Below are 23,841 nucleotides of genomic sequence, written 5' to 3'. Positions count from 1 at the left end.
CCACTCAGTCGCCCGGCGCGGGATCGAGCACCAGACGCGCGCCGTCGCGATCGAGCCGAGCGCCGAGACGCCCGAGCAGATCCTCGCCGAGCAATGCGTTGCCGCCGAGCGCGCGCCCCTCGACACAGCCCACCTCGACCTCGACCAGACGCCTGGGACCGGCGCGCACCGCGGCCAGCCGCCCCGGCAGCGCCCGCACCTCGGCGTCGCCGAGCGCGATCGCGACCGGCGCCACCCCTTCCAGATCGAGCCCGAGTTCGGCGCACAGCGGCGCCGGCAGCAGGGTGCGCGCGGCCCCCGAATCGACCAGCAACGGCTGCGGCCTCGGCCGCCCCTCGGCGGACTCGAGCGTCAGCACCACCACCAGTGCCGCGCCCTTGCGGCGCAGCGCCAGCACCGCCGGCGGTCGCGGCGCCGGCGCAAATGCCACCGAGGCCGTCGCGACCGCCCCCCGACCGCCGGGCAGGATGACCCGCTGCACGCGGCCATCGGCGGTGCGCAGGATGACATGATCGATCCCGGCGAGCAGATGGCGCAGCCGCCGCTCCAGCGCGCCCTCGCGCAGCCGCCCGAGGCGTCCGCGCACCTGCTCGATCCCGCTCACCGTGAAGTCGTGCCGCGCGGCCAGCCGGGTGAGCGCACTCGCCACCTCGACCTCGGGCGCGGCGCGCGCGCCTCCCCCCGCCGCGCTCGCCAGCGCGGCCATCACCACCAGCATCAGGGCATGTCGCTTCATCGCGGCAAGGCTAACAGGCCGACGAAAAAAGCGAAAAATATAAGCAAACGTTAATGTATGATCGATCGCCGGTTCACACCCATCGCCCGCGCCGAGAGGAGGACCCCCGATGACCGACGCCATCCGCGCCCTGCCCAGGGAGCACCTGGCCGCCGCACTCTTCACCCTGTTCGCCATCTATCTCGCCGGGATCGTCCCCTCGGTCGAGATCGCCTGGGTCAGCGCCGTGTTGCTGCTCACCGTCTTCCTCTTCGCCTTCGAAGTGGTGAGCGTCGACGTCGCCGCGATCAGCGTGATGGTACTGCTCGGTCTGAGCAGCCTGGTCGCACCCTGGATCGGACTCGAACAGGGACTGGTCGCGCCCGAGCGCCTGTTCGACGGCTTCGCCAGCAACGCGGTGATCTCGATCATCGCGGTGATGATCGTCGGCGCCGGACTCGATCGCACCGGCATCATGTCCTGGGTGGCGGGGCTGATCATGCGTCTCGGCGGCGCCACCGAGACGCGCATCATCCCGCTGGTCTCGGGCACCGTCGGGGTGATCTCGAGCTTCATGCAGAACGTCGGCGCCGCGGCGCTGTTCATCCCGGTGGTCGGGCGCATCGCCGCGCGCACCCGCTTACCGATCTCGCGACTGCTGATGCCGATGGGCTTCTGCGCCATCCTCGGCGGCACCATCACCATGGTCGGCTCGAGTCCGCTGATCCTGCTCAACGACCTCATCCTCCAGGCCAACGACGCCCTCCCCGCCGACAGCGCGCCGCTGCGCACCTTCGCGCTGTTCGACGTCGCCCCGATCGGCATCGCCCTGCTGATCACCGGCATCCTCTATTTCGTCATCGCCGGACGCCTGGTGCTGCCGCGCGGCGGGAGCGGCGAGACCGAGCTGCACGAGGCCGCGACCACCCGCGCCTATCTCGCCGAGACCTATCAACTCGACGGCTGCGCGGTCCACGAGCTGCGGGTACCGGCAGACAGCCCGCTGGTCGGTACCAGCGTCGACGACATGGAGCGCACCTGGACGGTGCGGGTGGTCGCGCTCGACAAGGGCGACGGGCTCAGGGTCGGCGCCGACGGGGTCAACCGCGCCCTCGGCATCGCCGCCGACACCCGCCTGGCGCTGATCGGCACCGCACCGGCGATGGACGCCTTCGTCGCCGCCAACCGGCTCGAACGCAGTGCCGAACTCGACCACTTCGCCGAGGTCGTCTCGGAGTCCAGGGCGGGGATCGCCGAGCTGGTGGTGCCGCCGGGCTCGGCGCTGGTCGGCAAGAGCGCGCGCGATCTGTGGCTGCGCAAGACCTACGGGCTGTCGCTGCTGGCGATCCATCGCGGCGGCAGCATCATCAACTACACCACCGGCGGGGTGCGCAACACCCCCTTCGCCGCCGGCGACGCGCTGGTGGTGCACACCACCTGGGCCGATCTGGCGCGGCTCGAGCGCGACCGCAACTTCGTCGTCGTCACCACCGAGTACCCGCACGAGGCGCTGCGCCCGCACAAGGTCCCGGTGGCGCTGGCGCTGTTCGTGCTCACCCTCGGGCTGATCCTGTTCACCGACCTGCGCCTGTCGGTCGCACTGCTCACCGGCGCCGTGGGCATGGTGCTCACCGGGGTGCTGTCGATCGAGGAGGCCTACGCGGCGGTGAGCTGGAAGACGGTGTTCCTGCTCGCCTCGCTGATCCCGCTGGGGCTGGCGGTGGAGCAGAGCGGCACCGCCGCCTGGATCGCCGATCAGGCGCTCGGGGCGCTCGGCGCGGTGCCGGTGTGGGTGGTGCAGGCGGTGCTCGCGATCCTCGCCACCGCCTTCACCCTGGTGATGTCGAACGTCGGCGCCACCGTGCTGCTGGTGCCGCTGGCGGTCAACATGGCGCTCGGGGTCGGCGCCGATCCGGCGCTGTTCGCGCTGACCGTGGCGATCGCCACCTCCAACTCCTTCCTCATCCCCACCCATCAGGTCAACGCCCTGGTGATGGGGCCGGGCGGTTATCGGGTGGCCGACTTCCTGCGCGCCGGCGGTATCATGACGGTGCTGTTCCTGGTGGTCTCGCTGACCATGCTGAACCTGGTGTTCACCCACCATCCCTGATCCACGGCCCACAGTCGCGCCGGCCACACCAGGCCGGCGCCCAGACCCGCGACCATGTCACTGATCAACCGAACCCCACGCTGCCCGACCCACGACTGCCCGCTCGAACTCGTCCTCCAGGGCGAGAAGCGCCTCCCCGGCCACCCGCTGATCGAGGCCGTGGGCGTGCCCATGTACGACTGCCCGCGCTGTCGCGAGCAGGGCGAGCCCTACACCATCGAGGCCGAACCGGCGGCCACCAACGCGCTGATCAAGCGGCTCGGGCGCACCCTCGCGCGCAGCCGCTTCCCCGGCGCACTGCTGCGCCCCAAGGTCCGCATCGACTTCAACCCCTGGCAGGCCACCCTCGCGCGCCGCGCCCACGCCAACCCCGAGGGTGCGCCGATCGACCCCGAGATCGCCCGCGCCGCCGGGCTCGCGCCCGAGCCCGAGGCCCTCGCCGAATCGAGCGCGACCGAACCGGCCGCGCCCGAGGCGGCAAGCGCCGCCCCCACGGTCACGCCACGGCTCGACTGGATCACCCCGGAGCGCCCCCGTCACCGCCTCGACCAACTCATCCTCGACCCCGAGACCCTCACCCGCATCCGCGAGGCGACCAACGTACTGCTCGCCCAGGGGCTGATCTACGACACCTGGAACCTGGCCGCGGTGGCACGCACCGGGCGACGCCTGGCGCTCAACTTCTACGGCCCGCCGGGTACCGGCAAGACCCTCGCCGCCGATGCCATCGCCGATCTGCTCGACCGACCGATCCTGCGGGTGAGCTATGCCGAGCTGGAGTCGATGTATGTCGGCGAGACGCCGAAGAACATCCAGGCGGCCTTCGCCCGCGCGCGCGAGAGCGGCGCGCTGCTGTTCTTCGACGAGGCCGACTCGATCCTCGGGCGACGGCTGCGCGACATCTCGCAATCGGCCGACAACAGCATCAATGTCGCGCGCAGCACCACCCTGATCGAACTCGACAACTTCGAAGGCGCGGTGATCTTCGCCTCCAACCTGGTCGGCAACTACGACACCGCCTTCCTGCGACGGATGCTCGCCCATGTCGAGTTCCGGCTCCCCGGCCCCGACGAGCGCGCGCGTCTCTGGGCCGCACACATCCCCGCCGAGCTGCCGCTGGCCGCGGACGTCGACCATCAGGATCTGGCCGCGCACTCCGAGGGCGCCGCCGGTGGCGACATCCAGAACGCGGTACTGCTCGCCGCCTCCTACGCGGCGATGCGTCCCGAGTCCGAGCAGCGCGTCGCCCAGGCCGACCTGCAACGGGCGATCGACTTCTTGCTGGAAGGCAAGCGGCGCATCCTCGAGGACGCGCCGCCGGCGCACCCCGACAGCTGCGAGATCGGGTTCGAGCGGGGATAGACGGACGCCCCCCAGCGTGGTGCGGCCGCGCTCAGCCGGCCAGCACCAGCGGCGGGCGTGTCGGCGCCGGGCGCCGCGCCGCCACCGGCACCGGGCACGGCGGCGGCGCATGATCGAGCCAGGGCGCCACCCCCGGGTGCAGGGCGCGCGCGGCGCGCGCCACCGCCGGGTCGACGGTGGCGCGCAGCCCGATCTGCCCGGCGGCGACGCACAACCCCACCAACGCGACCAGCACCGGATCACCGTGCCGGGCGAGCCATGGGTAGGGATCACCGAGCGGCGGTATCGCAACCCGCAACAACGGACCCTCGCCGCGCAACCGCGCGACCCCGGCGAGCCGCGCCCGCTCGGCGGCATGTCGACCGATACTCAGCAGCACGTCGAGCCGGTGCACCGAGAGCACCGCGCCGCACGGAGCGCACTCGGGCAACGCGATCCGCTCGCCATCGAGCGCACTCGGTTCGGCGGGTACATCGCTCGACGTCATCCATACCGAGCGCACCGGCCCGTCCCTCGCCACCACGGCGGCAGCGGGCACGCTCAGCCACAACGGCCTCACCCGAAGGCACCCTCGGACACCGCCAGTCCGGCCAGCGCACGCTCCAGGCGGCGCCACTGGGCCGCGTCCCCGGGCAGACCGAAGCGCAGACTCGACGGCTGCTCGAACAAGCGCACCAGGATGCCCTGGCGGGCGAGCGCCTCGTGCAGACGTACCGCTGCCGGGGTCCGCACCCACTGGAAGAGCGCGCTGCCACCGCTCGGCGTCAGCCCGTGACGATCGAGCAACGCCGCCAGGCGCGCCGAGTCGCGCGCCAGCGCCAACCGCGCCGAGCCCTGCCAGGCGGTATCGAGCAGCGCCAGGCGCGCCAGCTCGCGCGCCGGTCCCGACAGCGTCCAGGGACCGAGCCAGGCGTCGAGGCGCTGGCGCAACTGCGCCTCGGTCCAGGCGAAACCCACCCGCGCCCCGGCCAGACCGAAGAACTTGCCGAGCGAGCGCAGTACCACCAGACCCGGTCGGCCGACCGCATCGAGCAGACTGTGCTCGGGGGAGGCATCCATGAAGGCCTCGTCGACCACCAGCCAGCCGCCGCGTGCGGCCAGCGCCGCATGCCAACTCAGCAGGGTCTCGCGCGACCAGCGCCGCCCGGTGGGGTTGTTGGGGTTGATCACCACCAGCACGTCGAGCGGCTCGGCGGCGTCGGCCTCGATCCGGCCACGCGGATCGCCATCGGGCAGGCGCACCAACTGGTGACCGGCCCGCCGCCAGCCATGGGCGTGCTCCTGGTAGCCGACCTCGGGCACCCCGACCCGACAGGGCGCGCGCAGCTGCGGCAGGCCCTGGATCGCCGCCTGCGAGCCGGCGAGCGCGAGCGCGCCGGGAGCGCCGTAATAGCTCGCCGCCGCCTGCTCCAGCCCATCGCCGGTCTCGGGCAAGCGCGCCCAGAGCGCACGCGGCAGCGGCGGCACCGGCCAGGCATTGGGGTTGATACCGGTCGAGAGATCGAGCCAGTCGGTCAGCGGGATGTCGTAGCGCGCGGCGGCCTGACGCAGCCGCCCGCCGTGTTCGGGACGGGGCAGATCGGAATGGATCGGGACGATGGTGGCTGTCATGCTGAGGCGCGCGGATCGAGGTGGCGATGGCTGGCTGGAAAACAATCGGTCAATCTGCCAGTTGCCCGGGGTTCGTGCAAGCTGGTGGCTGATTGCGAGCCGCCAGCTTCCAGCTCCCAGCCTCCAGCGGGGAAACTCGGCGCCACTGGCTGGCGGCTGGCGGCTGATTGCGGGCTGCCAGCTTCCAGCTCCCAGCCTCCAGTGGGGAAGCCTGGCGCCGCTGGCTGGCGACTGGCAGCTGATTGCAGGCCTCCAGCTTCCAGCCCTCAGCCTCCAGTGGGAAAGCTTGGCGCCGGTGGCTGGCGGCTGGTAGCTGGCGGCTGGCGGCTGAAAGCTGAAAGCTGGAAGCTGGAAGCTGGAAGCTGGAAGCTGGAAGCTGATAGCGTTCCCCATCTTCCGTATTCGAGCATCCCGGATGGATCCACTCTTCAGACTCACCGACATCCACTTCGCCTATCCTGGCCGACCGCCGGTACTCAGCGGGGTCGAGCTGACGATCCGGTCCGGTGAACGGATCGCCGTCCATGGTGCCAACGGCTCGGGCAAGAGCACCCTGTTGCAGTTGATGGTCGGGCTGTTGCGCCCCGCCGCCGGCACCCTGGTCGCCTTCGGCGCACCCCGCCGCGTCGAGCACGACTTCCATGCGGTACGTCGGCGCGCCGGGCTGGTGTTCCAGGACGCCGACGACCAGCTGTTCTGTCCCACGGTGGTCGAGGACATCGCCTTCGGTCCACGCAACCTCGGTCAGTCGCCGGCGCAGGCCCGGGCGACGGTCGAGCGCACCCTCGCCCGACTGGGGCTCGAACACCTGCGCGACCGCGTCACCCACCGTCTCTCCGGTGGTGAGCGTCGTCTGGTCGCCCTCGCCGCGGTGCTCGCCATGGAGCCAGAGGTGCTGCTGCTCGACGAGCCGACCAACGCGCTCGACGACCCCACCCGTGCCCGTCTCCTGCAGATCCTCGCCGACCTCGATCAGACCCTGGTGCTGGTCAGCCACGACACCCCACTGCGCCAGACCCTCGCCACCCGCCACTACCGACTCGACCAGGGACGGCTGGAGGCAGGCTGACGCGGGCAACCCTTGAATCGCGGCAGCGTCGAACCACAAAGGCGCGAAGTACACAAAGGGATCTTACTCAACTGCCAGCTCCCAGCTGGCAGAGCGGATTGGCGTCCACGACTGGAGACCGGCGACCGTTCGCTTTTACCCTCCCTTCGCGCCCTTTGTGTCTTCGCGGTTCAGAATCCGTGTCGCCACTGGCTAACCGCTTGACTCGCCCTCGACCGGCGGTATGATGCTCGGCCAGCGATGGTTCCCCGCGAGGGGATCAAAAGGGAACACGGTGCGGCCCGTTCGGGCCAAGGCCGTGGCTGCCCCCGCAACTGTCAGCGGCGAGTCCGCGCCCCCTCATGACGCCACTGGTCCGAACCGGACCGGGAAGGCCGGGCGCCCGACCCCGACCCGCGAGCCAGGAGACCTGCCATCGAGACACCGATCGCCTGACCGTCGGACGGGGTGTGCCGAGGGTGGGACCCACTGGCGCCCTGCCCGGCCCCGGCGTCCGCTCACCGGGCCGGTCGTGCCAACCGTCCAGTCCCTCCCCCGAGATCCACCGCCCCGCCCAGCAACACCGCCTGGAGGCGCCCGTCGACATGGATCTCGCCAAGCTCTCTGCCGCCACACAGGCCGCGCTCGAATTCGTCCGTGCCGGCGGCCCGGTGATGCTGGTGTTGTGCGCGCTCTCGCTGCTCGCGCTCACCCTGGTGCTGTTCAAGCTGCTGCAGTTCGCGCGGTTGCGGGTCGGCGCGCGCGCCTTCATCGCGCCGACGCTCGCCGCCTGCGCCGCCGGACGGCTCGACGAGGCGCGCGGCGCGCTCGCCCCCGCCCCTCAACCGATCGCCGCGGTGCTGGCGGTGGCCATCGACGGACTGGCGGACGGCGGGCGCACCCCGCAGCAGCTGCGCGAGGAGGTGCTGCGCGAGGCGGCGGCCCAGCAGCAGCGGCTCAACGCCCATCTGCGCGGACTCGACGCCATCGTCACCCTGGCGCCGCTGCTCGGACTGCTGGGCACCGTACTCGGCATGATCGAGGCCTTCCGCACCCTCGAGCAGGCCGGCGGACAGGCCAACCCGGCGCTGCTCGCCGGGGGCATCTGGGAGGCGCTGCTGACCACCGCCGCGGGCCTGGCGATCGCCATCCCCGCCGCCGCGGCGCTGCACTGGCTGGAGGCGATCATCGAGCGCGCGCGTCACGACACCGAGGACGCCCTGACCCGGCTGTTCACCATGCCGGTGGCCGATGCACATTGAGCCGCTGCGCCGCCGCGCTCGCGGCATCGGACTCGCGCCGCTGGTCGACGTGGTCTTCCTGCTGCTGCTCTTCTTCCTGCTCGCCGCCCGACTCGACCCACTGCAACAATTGCCGATCGAGACCCGTGACGGCGGCACCGCCGACAGCGTCGCGACCACGCTGCGACTCGATGTCGCCGCCGACGGCGGGCTGCGGCTCGACGGCGTGCCCTGCCCGCACGATGCACTGGTGACACGGCTGCGCGCGCGGCTCGCCGCGGAACCGGGCAGCACGCTGGTGATCGTCCCCGAGCGCGAGACACCGCTCCAGACCCTGGTCCAGATGACCGACCTGGCGCGCCTGGCTGGCGCACAACAGCTCGCCCTGATCGAGCCCTGAGGGCACACGGATGCAGATCCCCGGACCACCCCGCAGACGCCAGCGCGACCCGATGAGCGGGCTGGTCGACGTCGTGCTCCTGCTGCTGGTGTTCTTCCTCCTGGTCGGCACCCTCGAGCCACCCTCGCCGCTACCGGTCACGCCCCCCGAGGCCGCGCCGGGCGAGCGCCTGCCCGATGGCCGCCTGCGGCTCGTACTCGCCGCCGACGGCCGGCTCGCCCTCGCCGGCGTGCCGATCACCCGTGCGGAGCTGGACGCGGAGATCGCCGCACGCGTGGCGGACGAGCCGGGGCGCGCGATCGCCGTCGAGGCCGACGCCGACACCCCGAGCGGAACCCTGCTCGATCTACTCGCGATATTGCGCGCGCAGGGGGTCGACGCGCTCTCGCTGATCACCCGGGAGTCGCCATGAGCCGGACGACGACCCGCCTGCTGTGGGGCGTGGCGCTGATCCTGGCGCTGGGCGCGCACCTGGCCCTCGCCTGGCTGCTGCCGCCGCTGCGCGAACCGACGCTCGGGACGGGCGAGATCCGACTCTCGCTCCAGGGTAGAGGAACGCCCGACGCACCCGCCGACATCGCCGACGCGGCACCAGCGAGCGCCGAACCGACGCCCACCCAACCAGCGCCAGCGCCAGCGCCAGCGCCAGCGCCAGCGCCAGCGCCAGCGCCAGCGCCAGAGCCAGAGCCAGAGCCAGAGCCAGAGCCAGAGCCAGAGCCAGAGCCAGAGCCAGAGCCAGAGCCAGAGCCAGAGCCAGAGCCGAGTATCGCGGCGCCACGCGCGAGCGCCAAGCCCCCCCCTCCACCACCGCCGCCGACTCGAAGTGAGTCGGCGACGCCCGTCGCGCCCGCACGCCCCAGCTCGACGACGCATGCGGACGTGACCCCGAGCAGACGCGCCGAGCAGACCGGCACCGACCGTCCGGCTCGCCCCCTCGCCGGCAACCCACCGCCGCGCTACCCGCGACTGGCGCGTCGCCAGGGGGTCGAGGGTCGGGTGCTGATCCGGGTCGCGGTCGGCGCCGACGGGCGGGTCGGCGCCACCACCCTGATCGAGAGCAGCGGCCATCGCCTGCTCGACGACGCCGCACTGCGCGCGGTCGAGCGCTGGCGCTTCGCACCGGCCTGGCAGGCCGGACGCGCGGTCGCGGCACAGCTCACGGTGCCGGTGATCTTCCGTCTGGAGTCGGGCTGAGCGGCCTCAGCCCAGCGCCGCAAACCCCAACCCAAAGGCGAGCGCCACCACCGAGCTCCACCCCAGCAGCCGCAGCGCACGCTGCAGATCGACGGCGCCGAGCGCCGCCGGCCACGTCGGATCGCCGAGGAAGCGATCGGTGACCAGTCGCCCGCCGGACCACACCGGTCCGATCAACCGCACCCGCAGCGCCCCGGCACAGGCCGCCTCGCTCCAGCCCGAGTTCGGGCTCGGCAGCAGCGCGTGATAGCGCCAGGCCGCGCGCAGCGCCAACCCGGGGTGCTCGCGCAGCAGCACCGCGGCAAGCGCGACCACCAGCGGCGAGAGCCGGGCCGGGAGCCAGTGCACCAGATCGTCCGAGCGCGCACCGGCCCAGCCGAAGCGGCGATAACGCTCGTTGCGATAGCCGACCATGGAGTCGAGGCTGGAGACGGCCTTGACCACCACCAGCCCCGGCACCCCGAACAGGCAGAGCGCCCACAGCGGGGTGAGCACGCCGTCGGTGAGGTTCTCCGACAGGCTCTCGATGGTCGCGCGCGTCACCCCGTCGGTGCCGAGCGGCTCGACATCCCGCCCCACCAGCATCGCCAGTTGCGCGCGGGCGCCGGGCAGGTCGCCGGCGACGAGCGGCGCCAGCACCCGCCGACCGTGTTCGAGCAGGTCACGGGTGCAGAGCAGGCTATAGGCGATGAACAGATCCCAGCCGAGCGCGAGCGGCGGGTGCAGCGCCGCCAGCCCGAGGCGCACGCCCCACCAGGCGGCAAGCGCGCCACCGACCACCAGCAGCCAGTGCAGGACGCCGCCCAGATAGCCGTCGAGCCCGCGCGCGAACAACGCCTGCTCCGAGCGCGCGATCCAGCCACCGAGCAGGCGCACCGGATGGAGCCGATAGACCGGGTCGCCGAGCAGCGCATCGAGCAGCACGGCGCCGAGGATCAGCGACAGCTCGATGTTCAGCGACATGGCAGCATGCCCTTGGTCTGGATGGATCTCGGCAAGTGGCGGAGAGAACGGTGGCTCATCGGTGGAGAGAGGGTCTGAGGTCGCGGCGCGGCAGGGTAAGCCAACGAGTCGACCCCGGGCAACGTCTGGCGATCCGGGTAAAAACACCCGAGCGATGATCCCAAGCAATCAAGTCGGTAATTTTCGGCGAACCTCGGCGATCGCCCCCGATCCAATTGATATAGTCCAGGCGATCGCTCGAGCCACCGCACTCGACCCGGCCACGCCAACGAGCAGACGCCCTCGTTGCAGCGGAGGCATGAAGGTCATGCGGACGAGCCGGTCAGCCGTCGCAGGTTTCACCGACCGCCGCGCACTGCAAGACTCCACCGCCCCTGGGCGACGCCTTGAAGCTCGACGGAAACGAGACCTGCACCCTGTTTTCGTCGGCTGCCGCGGGCGCAGCCGTTCTCCCGCCGACCACGGCGAGGGCTTGTGGAGGAAACGATGAAGAAACGCACATGGCTGCTGCTCGGGAGCGGGGGCGTGCTGCTCCTGGCGGGGCTGGCGAGCGGGAGCTGGATGGTCACCGAGACCGCCCTCCAGGCGACGTCCGACCGTGAATTCTGCAGCAGCTGTCACACCATGGATGCCTTCGTCGCCTCCTATGATCAGGACGTCCACGGCGGCCAGAACCCCCAGGGACTGCGGGCCGACTGCGCCGACTGCCACCTGCCCCACGACAGCCCCGCCAATTATTTCGTGCAGAAGGGACTGTTCGGTCTCAAGGCCGGCTGGGGACAGGTGGTCTCGCTCGTCTTCGAGCCCGACTGGGTCACCAGCCTCGAGCAACGCAACGACTTCCTCTACGACTCGGCCTGCCTGAACTGTCACGCCGCACTCGAACACGCCCCCGAGCAGAGCCCGGCCGCGGCCTTCGGACACCGCACCTATTTCGCGCCGGACAACGCCCTGAGCTGCGCCGACTGCCACCCCCACGTCGGCCACAAGGATCTGCGCGCACACCTCGCCGGCGACGCCCTTCCCACCACCACGAACGAGGAGTGAAGATGTCCGTCCGTGCCATCCCGCTACTGATCGGCGCCACGCTGTTGAGCGCCACCGCCCTGGCCGACCCGAGCGGCGACGCCGCACGCGGCGCCCAGGTCTACGAGGCCAAGATGTGCAACCTCTGCCACACCCTGGGCGGCGAGTCCGGCCCCATGGCCGCACTCGGCGGCACGCTCGACCAGGTCGGCGCCGAGCGCAGCGCGCAGTGGCTGCGCGACTACCTGCTCGATCCCACCGCCACCCTGCCCGGCGCGCAGATGCCCAAGACCGAGCTGACGCCGCAGGAACTGGCCGACCTGGTCGCCTATATGCACTCGCTGCGCTGAGCCGCCCGCGGACATCGGCGCGCGCGCCGATGTCCGAAACCTTATCCATCCTGCAGACGCGCCTCGTCTCATCCGTCATGCTTCCATGCTTGACGATCGAGCGCGCGACCCACGACACAAAGACACCGGGGCTACCCGGTGCGACCGCCTCGAATGGCGCGGATCAACCCCGCGGACGCACAATTCACCACCGATATCAACGCCGTGTACAATGAAAGCCCAGATACCGGGACACCTGGACGCCCCGGTTGCGCAAGGAGCAGCAAGGAACCCGATGCCCAGTCGTCAGCAGTCCCTCCCGTTCCCCGCCACCGGCCGGCCTCAGCAACCGACGTGGCCGCACCCAGAACATCGATGACAGCGGCCCGTCGTCTTCGTGGCGTGACCCTGATCGAGCTGATGGTGACCCTGGCCATCGCCGTCATCCTGCTCTCGCTGGCCGTCCCCGGTTTCCAGCACCTGCTGCAGGACTCGCGACTCACCGGCCTCACCAACAGCCTCAGCGCCAGCCTCCAGCAGGCCCGGGTCGAGTCGCTGAGCCGGGGCCAGACCGTCGCCGTCTGCGCGACCGGCGACGCCGATGCCGATCAGCCAACCTGCACCATCACCACCGACTGGGCTGACGGCTGGCTGGTGTTCGTGCGCGACGATGCCGACGCCACCGGCGTCAAGACCGACATCGACGGTGACGGGCGGGCCGACGACCGTCTGCTCAAGGTGGTGCGCCCGTTCGGGGCCGCCACCCTCACCGCCAGCGGCGGCGACCCGATCGTCTTCACCCCACCGTTGGGCGAGGCCGCCGAGACCCGCTTCACCATCCGGGTCACCGACGGCGAGCAGCGCTGTCTGCGGGTCAAGCGCACCGGCCAGGTACGACTCGACGAGGGCTGTGATGGCTAGATACCCACGCACCGGTCGCCGCCAGCGCGGCCTGACCCTGATCGAGGTGCTGGTGACCATGGTCGTGCTCGCCGTCGGGCTGCTCGGCTTCGGCGCGCTGCAGGCGCTGACCATGAAGAGCAACCTCGGCGCGCTGCAGCGCAGCTATGCCACCCTGCACGCCCACGACATCATCGAGTCGATGCGCGCCAATCGCGCCGAGCGCGCGAGCTATGCCACCGGATTCACCGACAGCGTCTCCGGCACCTCGGTCAGCGCCCAGGACCTGCAGCGCTGGAAACAGGCCCTCGCCGCCGACCTGCCGAGCGGCGAGGGCCGGATCACCCTCGACGGCGACAAGGTCGCGATCACGCTGCGCTGGCGCGAGACGCGACTGCCGACCAGCGCCGAGGCCGACCCGACGCTGGAGTGGGTCAGCTTCGCCACCGAGACCCTGCTGCCGGAGCCCACACCATGATCCGTCAACGCGGCTTCAGTCTGATCGAGCTGATGATCGCCTCCACCATCAGCCTGATGATGATCGCCGCGCTCGGCGCGGTGATGGTCAGTACCCGCACCACCCAGCGCACCACCCAGACCCTGGCGATGCTCCAGGAGGACGCGCGCTACGCCTTCCTCGCGCTGACCCGCGACGTGCGCATGGCCGGCTACACCGGTGGCTACCAGCTCGACAGCGCCCCCGCGAGCTGGCCGCCCGAGACCACCGACATCGCCAACCCACTGCACGGACTCGACGACGAGCACGACACCATCACCATGAGCGGGCGTACGGGCGGAGACGTGCTTCATCTGGTGCGCGCCGATACCGATCATGCATTCGTGCTCGACACGGCCTGCCAGGGCGGCGCCGGCGCGGCGCGTTTCACCTTGGCGTGTCAGCCCACCCACTTCCCCCTGGCCGGTCAGACCTGGATCGCCACCAGCCCCTACTTCACCGAGACCTTCGCGGTGACCTCCACCGACCCGAGCGCCGGTTGCGCGACGGGCTCGGCGACCACCCTGACCCTGGTGTCGGACTCGACCACCGCCTGCGGCTTCGGCAGCGATACCGCCACCCCCAGGCTCTATCCGCTGATCGCCCACAGCTATTTCGTCGGCACCAACGACGAAGGCGAGCCCGCGCTGATGGTGCGCCAGGACGGTACGGACACCGAACTCGTCGAGGGCATCTCCGACCTGCAGATCCTCTACGGGATCGATGATGACGCGGACAAGAGTGTCGATCGCTACGTCCGCGCCGATCAGGTCAGCAGCGCCACCACGGCGAGCGCGCGCGCCGAGGACTGGAGACGGGTCCTCGCCATCCGCCTCACCCTCACCCTGACCCCGACCAACGACCTCGACGGGACGCTCGACGATCGCATCGTCAGCGGCACCATCGCGGTGAGAAACCGCCTGATCCAGCCATGAGCCCAAATCCTCTCCAACACCGACAACGCGGCGCGGTACTGATCATCGCCCTGATCTTCCTCACCGTGCTCGCCCTGATCGGCACCACCAGCGCCGTACAAAACACCCAGCAGGAGCGGATGAGCACCAGCATCCGCAACCACGACCTCGCCTTCCAGGCCGCCGAGGCGGCGCTGCGCGCAGCCGATCAGGCATTGATGGCCGACACCATCAGTGACCGAGACCAGTTCGAGCAGGACCACACCATCGCCCACGATGCCGACAACACGCCCGCCTACCGGCGCGATCGCTTCAACTGGGGCCAGACCCAGGTGGTCAGCGTGAGCACCGCGCTCGACGGTCTCGCCGAACAGCCCCGTTACGTCATCGAGCGACTCTCCGAGGCCCCGTGCGAACCGGGAGGCACCAGACAGTGCGCCTACTACCGGGTCAGCGCGCGCGGGGTCGGTGCCGACCCCGCCTCGGTGGTCATCCTGCAGAGCCTGTATCGATTGGAGTGAGCATGCGTACGCGATCCCCACAACGACTGCGCGGGCTGCTGCTCGGACTGCTGCTGGCGGCCACGGCGGCACCGGCGATCGAGATCTCCGACATCCCGCCCTTCCTCATCAGCGCCGGCGTCGAGCCCAACATCCTGCTGACCATCGACGACTCGGGCAGCATGAGCTACGGCTATGCACCGGATCAGCGCGATAGCGAGGACTTCGAGGAGCGCTACTTCAAGTCGAGCGACTACAACGGCATCTATTACGATCCCGAGACCCTCTATACCCCGCCGAGCGATAGCGACGGCAACCCCCTGCCCTCGTCGAGCGATACATCGACCCCGGAGCGGGCACTCGCCACCGCCTACCGCAACGGCTACGAGCCGGACCACGGCACACGCGACCTGACCGACAACTATCGTCCGACGCGGAGGCTGTCGTGGCGCTACGGCAACCGGCTCGAGGAGAGCTGGATGCCGCATTACTCGGACGAGGTCTATGTCAGGCGATACGGCGACGACGACGACGATTACGGTGGCAGATGGAGCAATGACGTTCGTGCCTACTACTACCGCTTCGAGCCGGGCAACCGGCGCTGCAACGGCGAGCTCGACGACAACGACTGCTACACCCTGGTTCAGGTCGACGAGGACTCCGGCCCCGACGGCAGCGACGAGCGACGGAACTTCGCCAACTGGTACGCCTTCTATCGCTCGCGCAACCTCGCCACCATGACCGCGGCGACCCTGAGCTTCGCACGGCTCGACGACAGCGCGCGCGTCGCCTGGCAGACGCTCAATCAATGCCCGCTCGACAGCTACAGCAACTGTCGTGGCACGCGCCAGCAATTCCGGCGTGGCGACAACCGCATCGACACCTTCAGCGGCACCCACCGCGAGAACTTCTTCGACTGGGTCTCCCAGATCCAGACCAATGGCGGCACCCCGCTGCGCCCGGCGATGCAGCGCGCCGGCGACTACTTCACCACCAGCGCGCCCTACGAGGACTCGTCATCGGGGCGAAACCGCGAATCCCACGGCTGTCGGCGCAACTTTCACATCATGATGACCGACGGCATCTGGAACTCCAAAGACGAGGGCCACGGCAACAATTTCTCTGGCGCCACCAACGCCACCAACCGCAACTGGACGCTGCCGGACGGCACCAAGTACCAAGCCCGGCCGCCCTACGAGGACGCGATGTACTCGGCGACGATCAGCGATCTCGCCTTCTACTACTGGGCGACGGACCTGCGCCGGGGATCGGGCGATCGCCAGCCCGACTGCACCGGCGCCACCTGCGACAAGGTGCCGGTGTTCGAGTTCGACACCCAGGGCGACAAGAAGACGCGCTACTGGAACCCCAGGAACGACCCGGCGACTTGGCAGCACATGACCAACTTCACCGTCGGCCTGGGGCTGGGGGCGAGCATGACCGACCCCGCCTGGGGCGGCAGCACCTACGGCGGCGACTACCAGGCGCTGCTCGCGGGCAGCAAGTCCTGGCCGAGCTTCGAGATCCGCTCCTACGATCCACTCAAGGTCTACGACCTGTGGCACGCGGCGATCAACAGTCGCGGCCGTTTCTACAGCGCCGAGGACCCCGCCTCGCTCACCGCGGCCTTCGAGGAGATCATCGGCGCGATCAGTTCGACCACCGACTCGGGCACCTATGCCACCCCGACGGCCAACGGTGAGTGGCTCAACGATGCCGGGACGGCCATCTTCACCGCCAGCTTCAATGCCGACTGGAGCGGCGATGTCGTCGCCACCAGCCCGGCGCGCGAGGACGCCGAGCTATGGCGCGCCTCCCAACGCCTGCCTCCCCCTTACGCGCGCCGCATCTTCACCACCAACGGCGCCGCCGGCGCCACCGCCTTCGACCGCTGCAACGGCGCCCTGGGCGCGGCACTCGGCGCCGACTGCACGCGACGACTGGCCTGGCTGCGCGGCGACGGGCGCATCGAGGGGGCCGACTGCTCGAGATCCTCGGGCGACACCCTCGCCACCTTCACGGTCAAGGGACACCCCTTCAGCACCGGCGACCAGGTGGTGATCACCGGGGTGCAGGTCGAGGACGACCAGGGGCCGGTGGACTCGCCGCACTACAACGGACGCTTCCGGGTCGTGGAGACCACCGCCGACACCCTCGGCGTCGCCCTGCAGGCGAGTGGCTGCAACGGCGTCGGCAGCTATCATGACCCGGCTGCCGACGAACAGCCACGCTATGGCCGCATCCACGACGCCACCCTGCGCGACCGCGCCACCAGCCAGCTCGGCGACGTGCTCAATGCCGACCCGATCTACAGCGGCGCCACCGATCAGGGCTATGGCGCCACCAGCTCCGGGGTCAGCGGCAAGGACGGCTACGCGGCCTATCTGCGCGCCAAGGAGCGACGCCTGCCGATGCTCTATGTCGGCGCCAACGACGGCATGCTGCACGGCTTCCGCGCCGATCTCGACGATCCGGCCTCGGGCCGTGAGCTGTTCGCCTATGTCCCCTACGCCGTCTATCACGACCTCGACGCGCTGCCCGAGATCAATTATCAGCATCGACCCTTCGTCGACGGTCCGCTCACCCTCGGCGACGCCCATGTCGGTGACGCCTGGCGCACCTATCTCGCCGGCGCGCTGGGCGGCGGCGGGCGGGGCGTCTTCCTGCTCGACGTCAGCGATCCCGAGACGTTCGACGCCGACGACGTGATCTGGGAGTTCACCGACGCCGACGACCGCGATCTCGGACTGACCTACAGCGCCCCGCAGATCGCCGCCACCGCTCCCGATCACTGGGCGCTGATCTTCGGCAACGGCTACAACAGCGACAACGGGCGCGCGGTGCTCTATCTGGTCTCGCTCGGCGGCAAGTCCGATCGCGAGAAGATCACCCTGCCCGCAACCGCCGGCGACAACGGCCTGTCCTCCCCGGCGCTCCATGACGCCAACAACGACGGCATCGTCGACCGCATCTATGTCGGCGACCTCCAGGGCAACCTGTGGAAGCTGGAGCGCGAGTCCGACGGCGACTGGGCGGTGGCCACCGACGCCGGCGGCACCCCGGCGCCGCTGTTCATCGCCACCGACGACGACGGCGCGCGCCAGCCGATCACCGCCCGCCCGGCGGTCGTCACCTCACCCGAGGGCGGGGGCGTGATCGTCTATGTCGGCACCGGGCGCTATCTCTCCCAGACCGACATCACCGACACCCAGCAGCAGAGCTTCTATGTCATCTTCGACAAGGACGAGGGGCGCGCCGGACTCGAGCGCGCCGATCTCATCTCACGACGCACCACCGAGACCGTCAAGGACGGACGCCGGGTGAAGACCTTCACCGCCCAGGGCACGGTGAGCTGGATGGACGACCGGGGCTGGTATCTGGACCTCGACCACGACGGGCGCAACCCCGCCGAGCGCTTCGACTACATGCCCAATGTGCAGCAGTTCAGCGAGGCGACCAGCTGGGTGACCTTCATCACCAAGACCCCCTCGAACGACCCCTGCGATCGCGGCGGTCACAAGACCGACTACACCTTCTCGCTGATCACCGGCGACCTGCCCGAGGGCGACTCGCTCTACGACATCAACGACGACGGCAGCTTCGACTCGGGCGACCGGGTCGGCGGCGACGACGGCAGCCCGGTGATCGGCGTGGTGCTCGACCCGCAGAGCGGCTTCACCAAGGGCGCCTTGCTGATGCGCGACGAGAGCGGACACGTCGTCACCTACACCGCCAGCTCGACCGGCAACGCCGATCCCGACGACATCCCGAGGAAGCAGGGCCAGCCGCCCTACGGGGGCCAGATGCACCGTATCGACTGGCGCCAGCTCCTCTGACCCATCCACCCGACCGGGCGCGCAAGCCCGGTCGGCGCAACGACACCATCACCATGCACCAGACCAAGAACACCCGGCCCCACGGCTTCACCCTGATCGAGCTGATGATCACCGTGGCCATCGTCGCCATCCTCGCCGCCGTCGCGCTGCCGAGCTACCGCATCTACATCGAGCGCTCCTATCGCGCCGAGGCCAAGACCGCACTGCTGCAGAACGCCCAGTTCCTGGAGCGTCACTACGCCAAGCGCAGCAGCTACCTCGACGGCGCCAACCTGCCCACGCTGCCGATCACCCAGGTACCGGCGAGCGGCGGCGCCTACTACAGCATCGGCTACGACAACGCCCGCAGCGGCGCCCAGGGCTTCCAGCTCGAGGCGGTGCCCACCGGCACCATGAGCGGCGACGCCTGCGGCACCCTCACCCTCAACCATGTCGGCCAGCGTCGCGTCGGCAGCGACGCCAGCCGCGACGCCGCCGCCTGCTGGGGCCACTAGCCACCGAGCGACGGACACACGCTTCGACCCCGCACACGATCGCGCGGTATCATGACCGCGCGGAACCCCAGAGGCCGGGCGCGACACCCACGCCGACCGGCATGACGCGACGCCTCCAGCCGGACGACCCCGGAACGCCGTCGCAGCGATCAATCGCCCCGCCATGCGGCGGAATTTCGCCCCCCGATTGATGTCAGGCAACGCGCGCCGCGCGCTTTTGCGCCACCATCCCCCGTCATTCCGGGGATCGCGTCATCCGGGGCATCCCTCCGCAACCAGAAAACCCAAGCGCGCGACCACCCGCGCGTCGCGAGCGAACGAGAGCGCGGCGGATTCGCCATCGGCCGCCCCATCCATCACCGAGGTCAGACGACAGCATGAGCGACCCAGTCAAGTACCTGCTCGATGAGCAGCACCTGCCCCGCTTCTGGTACAACATCAACGCCGATCTGCCGGAACCGATGTATCCCCCGCTCAACCCGGTCACCCGGCAGCCGTTGAGCGCCGACGAGCTGGAGGTGATCTTCCCGCGCGGCGTGATCGAGCAGGAGATGAGCACCGAGCGCGAGATCGAGATCCCCGGTCCGGTGCGCGAGGTGCTGCGGCAGTGGCGCCCCTCGCCGCTCTACCGTGCCCGTCGACTGGAGCAGGCGCTCGATACCCCGGCCAAGATCTTCTACAAGTACGAGGGCGTCAGCCCCACCGGCAGCCACAAGGCCAACTCCGCCGTCGCCCAGGCCTTCTACAACAAGATCGAGGGCGTCAAGCGGCTCACCACCGAGACCGGCGCTGGCCAATGGGGCTCGTCGCTGTCGCTCGCCGGGTCGATGTTCGGGCTCGAGGTGCTGGTCTACATGGTCAAGGTGAGCTTCAACCAGAAGCCCTACCGTCGTGCCTTCATGGAGGCCTTCGGCGCCCGCTGCATCGCCAGCCCCAGCGACACCACCGAGTGCGGCCGCAAGATCCTTGCCGACACCCCGGACAACACCGGCAGCCTCGGCATGGCGATCAGCGAAGCGGTCGAGCTGGCCGCGCAGAACGACGACACCAAGTACGCCCTCGGCAGCGTGCTCAACCACGTCCTGCTGCACCAGACGGTGATCGGACTCGAGGCGCAGAAGCAACTCGAGATGGCCGACGCCGAGCCCGACATGGTCATCGGTTGCACCGGCGGCGGCAGTAACTTCGCCGGCATCGCCTTCCCCTTCATCGGCGACCACCTGCGCGGCGGACGCAAGGTCGAGTGCATCGCCGTCGAGCCCTCGGCCTGTCCTTCGCTCACCAAGGGCAAGTTCGCCTACGACTACGGCGACACCGCCCAGATCTCGCCGATCTGCAAGATGCACACCCTCGGTGCGAGCTTCGTGCCCCCGGGCTTCCACGCCGGCGGGCTGCGCTATCACGGCATGGCGCCGCTGGTCAGCCACCTCACCGAACTTGGCCACATCGACCCGCGCTCCTACAATCAGCTCGAGTGCTTCGCCGCCGGACTGCAGTTCGCCAAGGCCGAGAGCATCCTGCCCGCGCCCGAGTCCAACCACGCGGTGCGCGCCGCGATCCACGAGGCCGAGAAGTGCCGTGAGTCGGGTGAGTCGAAGACCATCCTGTTCAACCTCAGCGGTCACGGTAACTTCGACATGCAGGCCTACACCGACTATCTCGGCGGCAAGCTCAAGGACCTCGACTATGCCGAGAGCGAGGTCGCGATGGCCCTCGCCGGGCTGCCCAGCGTCGACTGACGCGGTCGCCACGCCCCGGGGTTCGGCTGCCCAGCGCACCGCCCCCCGGCACCGACACCACCAGGGACGGTGGCGGCGGTGACAGTCCCGACTCGCCGGATGGAGTTGATCGCCTTGCGTAACCTCGTCCTCGCCCTCGCTCTGTGCAGCGCGACCCGCGCGGTCGCCGAGCCCGCCGTCCTCACCACCGCCGAGCCCGTCGCCCCGCCCTCGCGCATCGAGGAGCTGGAGACCCATATCGCCGGCATGCAGGACAAGCTGCGCGAGTCGGCCGGTGCGCGCAAGGCCGCCGATCAGGCGCGGATGGAGGCCGAGCGCCGTCTCGCCACCAGCACCCAGACCCTCGAACGGCTGCGCCAGGAGCTGGCCAGGAGCGAGGACGCCCGCGCCGCACTCGGCGAGGCGCTACGTGCCCAATCGCAAGCGCATCTCGACGCCAGCGCCGCACTCGACGAAGCACGCACCGACGCCCACCGGCTCGACCAGCTGCTGCGGCGGCTGCCGCCGGCGCTCGGCGGCACCCTGGAGATCGACGAGGCGCGCGCGGCCGCGGCGACCTCCTACCGGGTGCTCGTCGAGACCCTGCAACAGCCGGCGCGTGGCGCAGGACGGAAGATCGAGGTCGCCGGCGCCCGCACCCAGCTCCAGCTCGATCAGGCGCTACTCGCCGTGTTGACCGACGCGCGCGGTCTCTATCGGGTCGAGGAGAACGACTCGCTGGCACTGATCAGCCGGCGCGTCTACGGCACCGAGGGGCGCTGGCAACGCCTGTTCGCGGGCAACCGCCACCTGCTCGACGACCCCGACCGGCTCACCCCCGGGATGACCCTGATCCTGCCCTGAGGTGCACTCAATCGCCGCAGCGCCCCAGTAGCCCTTCGGCCAGCGCCTCACGACACTGCGCCCGGGTCTCAGTGGCATCGCCCTCGGCGCGCGCCTCGTCCAGCGCCAGCGCGCGCAGCTCCAGCGCCAGCCGACAGGACTCGGAGCGCAGACAGCCGGCGGCCGGACCACAGACCTGCTCGACCAGCGCATCACAGTCCGAGGGTGTCGCCACCGTCTCCCCCTCGGTCATCGGCACATCCGTCGACCACTGCTGCTGCATCGACGCGCTCGGCACCACGGTGCCCTCGCGCACGATCACCACCGAGCCGTCCTCGAGCCGATGCACCCCGTCCCACAGCGGCCGACGCTCACCGTCCTCGCCCACCCGCCAGGCACGACGCGTCTCCGGCTCGACGCGCACCTCGCCGCCAGCGGAGAGCCCGGCGCGCCACTCGCCGTCGGCCGCCACGACCATCGGGATCAGCAGCGCCGCTGCAAACACCAGACCCCAGCGCCGACTCATCGCCGCCGCTCCCCGGCGCCACGCTCGATCAGGCTCGACAACACCAGGTTGGCGAGCACGAAGGCGAGGAACAGATAGAAACCGGGCGCGAGCGCGGTGCCATTGGTGGTGAGCACGGTCGCCTCGGTGGCGCCCAGGGTGTCGAGCTGATTGGCCACCAGCGCGTCGAAGCCGAGATAGGCCATGAACAGCGCCACCACCAGCACATCGGCCATCGACCACTTGCCCGAGCACAGCGCGAAGAAGCGCACCGGTGCCGCGACCGGCGCGCCGGCGGCGCGATGATAGACCAGGGTGGCGAGCAGCTTGAGCGCGGGGAAGACGACGCTGAACAGGGTGATCAGCAACGCCACCAGCCACAGGTCCGCCCCCCCGGCGCGGATCAGGATCTCGACCACCTGGAACAGACTCTTGGACTGGTAGTAGAGCACCTGATCGGTGAACACCACCGACTCACCGAGGAACTCGAGACCGAGCCGGTCGACACGCGCCTCGATCGTGAGCATCGGACTGAACAGCGCGGTGAGCAGCAGGAGCAGGGTGATGGCGATCGCGGCGCCCAGCGCGAAACCGTCGACCCGGCGCTCCTGCACCCGTCCCCAGGCGACCAGCGCGAAGATCAGCGCGGCGAGACCGATCAGCACGCCGAGTTGCTGGTCGATTGCCGGACGCAACGCCGCCGCCTCGCGCTCGAGCGCGGCGGCGCAGGCCCCGACCTCGGCACAGCCATGGCGCTCGAGCAGGGCCTTCAGCACCGGCGAGTGCTCGACCTCGGTGGGTGTGGCGGCGGTGAGCAGCCCCAGCAGCTCGGCGCGGATCGCCGCCTCGGTGCCCGGCCCCTCGAGCGCCGCGAGCAGCCGCTCGGCATAGCGTGGCGCCTGGGCGCGCAGGGCGTCGAAGTCGATCAGCCGCGACTGCAACTGCTGGTGCAGCGTGCCCTGGAGCTGGGTCAGCCAGTCACCGCCACGGGGCGGCGCGTTGAGCGACAACTGGCGCTCGATCTCGCCGATCAGCGCCTTGATCGCCTCGGTCAGGGTGGCGAGGACGCGCGGCCGGGTGCGCTCGTCGAGTTCGAAGTCGGCGATGCGCTCGGCGAGCACGGCGCTCAACCGCCGGGTCCACTGCTCGGTGTCGAGCATGCCATAGCGGGCGTGACGCAGCTCGGCACGATCGCCCTCGAGCCGCTGCAGCTGCCCGAGATCCTCCACCAGCCGGAACCCGAGCACCACGGCGCCGGCGAGCGCCAGCACCACCAACCCCCGCCGGATCATCAGCGCAGCCGACATCGGCGATCCCTCCACAGAGCAGTTTCTTCGGTGGGGACACTCTATCAGCGGCCAGCGGCCAGCGGCCAGCGGCCAGCGGCCAGCGGCCAGCGGCCAGCGGCCAGCGGCCAGCGGCCAGGGATTGAACCGCAAAGATACCGTCTTTCCCGTCAAGCCGCGGAAGCGTAATCGGGCTGGTAGGGACGACGGTTCTTGAACACGCCGAAACAGATGTGGGCGAGTTTCCGCATGGCGGCGCCGAGGGCGACCATCTTGGGCTTGCCGCGCGCCAGGAGGCGTTCGTAGAGGTCCTTGACGTGAGGGTTGTAGCGAATGGCGGTGACGGCGGC

General features: G+C 70.2%; 23 protein-coding genes, 1 pseudogene and 1 riboswitch. Of the genes and pseudogenes, 17 read left to right on the top strand and 7 right to left on the bottom strand.

Annotated elements, in window-relative coordinates; translation table 11 throughout:
• Window positions 1–4: 4 nt before the first annotated feature.
• Window positions 5–736 carry a retroviral-like aspartic protease family protein gene (locus tag EDC29_RS10015; protein ID WP_132229714.1) on the bottom strand — a complete coding sequence of 244 codons (732 nt, stop codon included), beginning with the start codon at window positions 734–736 and terminating at the stop codon, window positions 5–7.
• A gap of 109 nt (window positions 737–845) precedes the next feature.
• Between EDC29_RS10015 and EDC29_RS10010 the strand changes: the two genes are divergently transcribed.
• Entirely contained in the window at window positions 846–2,825 is a 1,980-nt protein-coding gene (locus EDC29_RS10010; protein ID WP_132229712.1) for an SLC13 family permease, read from the top strand.
• Window positions 2,826–2,879: 54 nt separating this feature from the next.
• Window positions 2,880–4,187 carry an ATP-binding protein gene (locus EDC29_RS10005; RefSeq protein WP_123141300.1) on the top strand — a complete coding sequence of 436 codons (1,308 nt, stop codon included), beginning with the start codon at window positions 2,880–2,882 and terminating at the stop codon, window positions 4,185–4,187.
• A gap of 31 nt (window positions 4,188–4,218) precedes the next feature.
• On the opposite strand, the gene EDC29_RS10000 is transcribed toward EDC29_RS10005, so the two are convergent.
• Together EDC29_RS10000 and cobD are read right to left on the bottom strand one after the other, a co-directional pair.
• Window positions 4,219–4,674, bottom strand: coding sequence for a hypothetical protein (locus EDC29_RS10000; protein WP_132229710.1), 456 nt, complete (start codon window positions 4,672–4,674; stop codon window positions 4,219–4,221).
• A 68-nt stretch (window positions 4,675–4,742) separates the two neighbouring features.
• Complete coding sequence (gene cobD, locus EDC29_RS09995) at window positions 4,743–5,798, bottom strand: threonine-phosphate decarboxylase CobD (RefSeq protein ID WP_123139758.1); 1,056 nt, start codon at window positions 5,796–5,798, stop codon at window positions 4,743–4,745.
• 415 nt (window positions 5,799–6,213) lie between these two features.
• Here cobD and EDC29_RS09985 point away from each other — a divergent pair, with 415 nt between their 5' ends.
• From EDC29_RS09985 to EDC29_RS17285, 5 genes are all read left to right on the top strand, one after another.
• Window positions 6,214–6,867: an energy-coupling factor ABC transporter ATP-binding protein gene (locus tag EDC29_RS09985; protein WP_123139756.1), complete on the top strand. Its 654-nt coding sequence runs from the start codon at window positions 6,214–6,216 to the stop codon at window positions 6,865–6,867.
• 224 nt (window positions 6,868–7,091) lie between these two features.
• A riboswitch (cobalamin riboswitch) is annotated at window positions 7,092–7,298 on the top strand.
• A gap of 153 nt (window positions 7,299–7,451) precedes the next feature.
• Window positions 7,452–8,108, top strand: a complete 657-nt coding sequence (locus EDC29_RS09980; RefSeq protein ID WP_123139755.1) for a MotA/TolQ/ExbB proton channel family protein — start codon at window positions 7,452–7,454, stop codon at window positions 8,106–8,108.
• Window positions 8,098–8,487, top strand: a complete 390-nt coding sequence (locus EDC29_RS09975; protein ID WP_132229706.1) for an ExbD/TolR family protein — start codon at window positions 8,098–8,100, stop codon at window positions 8,485–8,487. The genes EDC29_RS09980 and EDC29_RS09975 overlap by 11 nt, the downstream gene beginning before the upstream one ends.
• 10 nt (window positions 8,488–8,497) lie before the next feature.
• Window positions 8,498–8,899, top strand: coding sequence for an ExbD/TolR family protein (locus tag EDC29_RS09970; RefSeq protein WP_123139753.1), 402 nt, complete (start codon window positions 8,498–8,500; stop codon window positions 8,897–8,899).
• A gap of 467 nt (window positions 8,900–9,366) precedes the next feature.
• Window positions 9,367–9,681: an energy transducer TonB gene (locus tag EDC29_RS17285; RefSeq protein WP_165913488.1), complete on the top strand. Its 315-nt coding sequence runs from the start codon at window positions 9,367–9,369 to the stop codon at window positions 9,679–9,681.
• Between the two features lie 6 nt (window positions 9,682–9,687).
• On the opposite strand, the gene cbiB is transcribed toward EDC29_RS17285, so the two are convergent.
• On the bottom strand, window positions 9,688–10,644 hold the full coding sequence (cbiB, locus tag EDC29_RS09960; protein WP_132229702.1) for an adenosylcobinamide-phosphate synthase CbiB: 957 nt from the start codon (window positions 10,642–10,644) through the stop codon (window positions 9,688–9,690).
• Between the two features lie 486 nt (window positions 10,645–11,130).
• Here cbiB and EDC29_RS09955 point away from each other — a divergent pair, with 486 nt between their 5' ends.
• The 10 genes from EDC29_RS09955 to EDC29_RS09910 all read left to right on the top strand — a co-directional run bounded on the left by EDC29_RS09955 (window position 11,131) and on the right by EDC29_RS09910 (window position 21,721).
• Window positions 11,131–11,691 (top strand): cytochrome c3 family protein, encoded by a 561-nt coding sequence (locus EDC29_RS09955; RefSeq protein ID WP_132229700.1) that lies wholly within the window; start codon window positions 11,131–11,133, stop codon window positions 11,689–11,691.
• A 2-nt stretch (window positions 11,692–11,693) separates the two neighbouring features.
• Window positions 11,694–12,020, top strand: a complete 327-nt coding sequence (locus EDC29_RS09950) for a c-type cytochrome (protein ID WP_123139749.1) — start codon at window positions 11,694–11,696, stop codon at window positions 12,018–12,020.
• 354 nt (window positions 12,021–12,374) lie between these two features.
• A complete protein-coding gene (locus EDC29_RS09945) occupies window positions 12,375–12,920 on the top strand; it encodes a GspH/FimT family pseudopilin (RefSeq protein ID WP_165913492.1) in 546 nt (181 codons plus the stop codon).
• Window positions 12,913–13,377 carry a type IV pilus modification protein PilV gene (gene pilV / locus EDC29_RS09940; RefSeq protein WP_123139747.1) on the top strand — a complete coding sequence of 155 codons (465 nt, stop codon included), beginning with the start codon at window positions 12,913–12,915 and terminating at the stop codon, window positions 13,375–13,377. Before EDC29_RS09945 ends, pilV begins: the two co-directional genes overlap by 8 nt.
• Window positions 13,374–14,330: a PilW family protein gene (locus EDC29_RS09935; RefSeq protein ID WP_132229698.1), complete on the top strand. Its 957-nt coding sequence runs from the start codon at window positions 13,374–13,376 to the stop codon at window positions 14,328–14,330. Before pilV ends, EDC29_RS09935 begins: the two co-directional genes overlap by 4 nt.
• Window positions 14,327–14,830 (top strand): pilus assembly PilX family protein, encoded by a 504-nt coding sequence (locus tag EDC29_RS09930; protein WP_132229696.1) that lies wholly within the window; start codon window positions 14,327–14,329, stop codon window positions 14,828–14,830. The genes EDC29_RS09935 and EDC29_RS09930 overlap by 4 nt, the downstream gene beginning before the upstream one ends.
• A gap of 2 nt (window positions 14,831–14,832) precedes the next feature.
• The gene (locus EDC29_RS09925) at window positions 14,833–18,645 is read left to right on the top strand and encodes a pilus assembly protein (protein ID WP_132229694.1); all 3,813 of its coding nucleotides are present in this window, start codon (window positions 14,833–14,835) and stop codon (window positions 18,643–18,645) included.
• Window positions 18,646–18,698: 53 nt separating this feature from the next.
• Entirely contained in the window at window positions 18,699–19,139 is a 441-nt protein-coding gene (locus EDC29_RS09920) for a type IV pilin protein (RefSeq protein WP_132229692.1), read from the top strand.
• Window positions 19,140–19,516: 377 nt separating this feature from the next.
• Complete coding sequence (locus EDC29_RS09915) at window positions 19,517–20,878, top strand: TrpB-like pyridoxal phosphate-dependent enzyme (RefSeq protein ID WP_123139741.1); 1,362 nt, start codon at window positions 19,517–19,519, stop codon at window positions 20,876–20,878.
• A gap of 114 nt (window positions 20,879–20,992) precedes the next feature.
• Window positions 20,993–21,721, top strand: a complete 729-nt coding sequence (locus tag EDC29_RS09910) for a LysM peptidoglycan-binding domain-containing protein (RefSeq protein ID WP_132229690.1) — start codon at window positions 20,993–20,995, stop codon at window positions 21,719–21,721.
• Window positions 21,722–21,728: 7 nt separating this feature from the next.
• Here the strand turns inward: EDC29_RS09910 and EDC29_RS09905 are convergent, their stop codons facing one another.
• The 3 genes and pseudogenes from EDC29_RS09905 to EDC29_RS09895 all read right to left on the bottom strand — a co-directional run.
• Window positions 21,729–22,226 carry a hypothetical protein gene (locus EDC29_RS09905; RefSeq protein WP_123139739.1) on the bottom strand — a complete coding sequence of 166 codons (498 nt, stop codon included), beginning with the start codon at window positions 22,224–22,226 and terminating at the stop codon, window positions 21,729–21,731.
• Entirely contained in the window at window positions 22,223–23,512 is a 1,290-nt protein-coding gene (locus EDC29_RS09900) for a paraquat-inducible protein A (RefSeq protein WP_132229688.1), read from the bottom strand. Before EDC29_RS09900 ends, EDC29_RS09905 begins: the two co-directional genes overlap by 4 nt.
• 149 nt (window positions 23,513–23,661) lie before the next feature.
• Window positions 23,662–23,841: pseudogene (locus EDC29_RS09895) on the bottom strand (IS110 family transposase); the annotation flags it as partial.

It is taken from the genome of Marichromatium gracile (assembly GCF_004343155.1).
GTDB lineage: Bacteria > Pseudomonadota > Gammaproteobacteria > Chromatiales > Chromatiaceae > Marichromatium > Marichromatium gracile.
Note: the sequence above shows the minus strand (reverse complement) of the source record. Positions and strands in the feature narration are given on the sequence as shown.

Bases quoted from the DNA above. Each gene is read 5' to 3' on its own strand.
- EDC29_RS10015 (WP_132229714.1), bottom strand. From the start codon at position 736: ATGAAGCGACATGCCCTGATGCTGGTGGTGATGGCCGCGCTGGCGAGC.
- EDC29_RS10010 (WP_132229712.1), top strand. From the start codon at position 846: ATGACCGACGCCATCCGCGCCCTGCCCAGGGAGCACCTGGCCGCCGCA.
- EDC29_RS10005 (WP_123141300.1), top strand. From the start codon at position 2,880: ATGTCACTGATCAACCGAACCCCACGCTGCCCGACCCACGACTGCCCG.
- EDC29_RS10000 (WP_132229710.1), bottom strand. From the start codon at position 4,674: ATGACGTCGAGCGATGTACCCGCCGAACCGAGTGCGCTCGATGGCGAG.
- cobD (WP_123139758.1), bottom strand. From the start codon at position 5,798: ATGACAGCCACCATCGTCCCGATCCATTCCGATCTGCCCCGTCCCGAA.
- EDC29_RS09985 (WP_123139756.1), top strand. From the start codon at position 6,214: ATGGATCCACTCTTCAGACTCACCGACATCCACTTCGCCTATCCTGGC.
- EDC29_RS09980 (WP_123139755.1), top strand. From the start codon at position 7,452: ATGGATCTCGCCAAGCTCTCTGCCGCCACACAGGCCGCGCTCGAATTC.
- EDC29_RS09975 (WP_132229706.1), top strand. From the start codon at position 8,098: ATGCACATTGAGCCGCTGCGCCGCCGCGCTCGCGGCATCGGACTCGCG.
- EDC29_RS09970 (WP_123139753.1), top strand. From the start codon at position 8,498: ATGCAGATCCCCGGACCACCCCGCAGACGCCAGCGCGACCCGATGAGC.
- cbiB (WP_132229702.1), bottom strand. From the start codon at position 10,644: ATGTCGCTGAACATCGAGCTGTCGCTGATCCTCGGCGCCGTGCTGCTC.
- EDC29_RS09955 (WP_132229700.1), top strand. From the start codon at position 11,131: ATGAAGAAACGCACATGGCTGCTGCTCGGGAGCGGGGGCGTGCTGCTC.
- EDC29_RS09950 (WP_123139749.1), top strand. From the start codon at position 11,694: ATGTCCGTCCGTGCCATCCCGCTACTGATCGGCGCCACGCTGTTGAGC.
- EDC29_RS09945 (WP_165913492.1), top strand. From the start codon at position 12,375: ATGACAGCGGCCCGTCGTCTTCGTGGCGTGACCCTGATCGAGCTGATG.
- pilV (WP_123139747.1), top strand. From the start codon at position 12,913: ATGGCTAGATACCCACGCACCGGTCGCCGCCAGCGCGGCCTGACCCTG.
- EDC29_RS09935 (WP_132229698.1), top strand. From the start codon at position 13,374: ATGATCCGTCAACGCGGCTTCAGTCTGATCGAGCTGATGATCGCCTCC.
- EDC29_RS09930 (WP_132229696.1), top strand. From the start codon at position 14,327: ATGAGCCCAAATCCTCTCCAACACCGACAACGCGGCGCGGTACTGATC.
- EDC29_RS09925 (WP_132229694.1), top strand. From the start codon at position 14,833: ATGCGTACGCGATCCCCACAACGACTGCGCGGGCTGCTGCTCGGACTG.
- EDC29_RS09920 (WP_132229692.1), top strand. From the start codon at position 18,699: ATGCACCAGACCAAGAACACCCGGCCCCACGGCTTCACCCTGATCGAG.
- EDC29_RS09915 (WP_123139741.1), top strand. From the start codon at position 19,517: ATGAGCGACCCAGTCAAGTACCTGCTCGATGAGCAGCACCTGCCCCGC.
- EDC29_RS09905 (WP_123139739.1), bottom strand. From the start codon at position 22,226: ATGAGTCGGCGCTGGGGTCTGGTGTTTGCAGCGGCGCTGCTGATCCCG.
- EDC29_RS09900 (WP_132229688.1), bottom strand. From the start codon at position 23,512: ATGTCGGCTGCGCTGATGATCCGGCGGGGGTTGGTGGTGCTGGCGCTC.